2 protein-coding genes are annotated in these 1,261 nt (G+C 56.1%); both read right to left on the bottom strand.

All coding sequences use genetic code 11. The features are described 5' to 3' along the window. Positions 1-565 (bottom strand): lytic transglycosylase domain-containing protein (locus ACOVRA_RS11025; protein WP_421720334.1); only part of this gene is annotated, 565 nt, incomplete at its 3' end. 47 nt (positions 566-612) lie between these two features. Continuing rightward, positions 613-1,119, bottom strand: a complete 507-nt coding sequence (locus tag ACOVRA_RS11020) for a S26 family signal peptidase (RefSeq protein WP_421720333.1) — start codon at positions 1,117-1,119, stop codon at positions 613-615. Positions 1,120-1,261 lie beyond the last annotated feature (142 nt).

The following is a 1,261-nucleotide window of genomic DNA, read 5'->3' as shown; positions in this document are numbered from 1 at the left end:
GCACGCGACCCAAACGGGCCACACGATTGGGACCCGAGTTGTAAGCCGCCAGTGCTAATCTTATGTCGCTGAACCGGCCGATCTGGATGGCAAGGTAACGAGCGCCTGCACGCAGGTTTTCTTCGCTATCAAACGCATCGCGCACGCCAAGCTCAGCAGCGGTTCCCGGCATCAATTGAGTTAGCCCTTGTGCGCCGACTGGACTTATAGCACGGCTATCGTAGGCGCTCTCAATGATAACGAGTGCATGAAGGAGTTTCGGGTCCAAACCTGTCTCGTTTGCGATCCGTGTAATCAGTCGATCGAGGGGCTGATTGGATGGTAAAAGCCGCACATCTATAAAATCATCTGTAGACGGATTATCAGGAGCGTCGGTATCGCTTTGCGGGTGGCCCTTACCCTTAGCTCTAGCGCTTGGAGCGGCCGCCGGTGGCACCAGAGCGGCGCTTGGATCTGCCGGATCGATCAATGGCGGCCTGCGTTCAAGGCCAGAACTCGCAAAGAGAGTTCCGCCAGATGTTGCCCAATCGACAGGCTCGGCCAACGCAGAGCTTGGCGTCAGCATACCTAGAGCCAGGCTCCCGGCCAAAAGAAAGTAGACAGAGGAACGGCCTACCACGTCACAGCCGCCCGATAGATGCCCGCCAACTCACCCTGCGAGACAGGACCGAAATAACGGCTGTCAAAGCTTGCTGGATGATCGCCGAGGAGGAAGACCTCGCTGGTGGATAAGGTCCGACAGCCATTCCAGGCCGGAAGAAGATTGCCTTGCCGATCCGAACGAGCAGCGACTAGGGTTCTCTTGTTGATTGTAACGACGCTGTCGTGCCGACACACAAAATCGCCAGCGAGTCCCGCCACCCGCTTGATCAACATCGTATCCTTTGGATAGACCAGCTTCTCGACCAGATAATTCTGGGCGGTGCTGTTCATCGGCATCGCAATAATGTCGCCTCGTTTGATATCGGCGACTTCGCCTAAGCGCACATAGACGCCTTTAGCCATCGATGGGGTCTCGTTCAGGATCATAGGCGGATTTGTCTTAAGCTCGGGCAATGCCGCATTCGCGACGAACAAGCTTTGCATGAGTGCAATCACGAGGAGAGGACTTGCGTTCATGGCGCAGGCTCCAAAATCAGATCACGGGTCAGGAGAACCTGAACTCTGGATCCTTGAGCAATGCGAATGCTCGGTTTGACTTCAAGTTCACGGTCAATCAGGCGACCGCCAACGCGAGCAGCCTCAATTGAGGCGGCATCGC

Source organism: Aquidulcibacter sp. (assembly GCF_049239865.1).
Taxonomy (GTDB): Bacteria; Pseudomonadota; Alphaproteobacteria; order Caulobacterales; family Aquidulcibacteraceae; genus Aquidulcibacter.
This window is presented reverse-complemented; position numbering and strand designations above follow the sequence as displayed.

What these genes read in the sequence shown, in the direction of transcription:
- ACOVRA_RS11020 (WP_421720333.1), bottom strand. Translation starts at nt 1,119, where the DNA reads ATGAACGCAAGTCCTCTCCTCGTGATTGCACTCATGCAAAGCTTGTTC.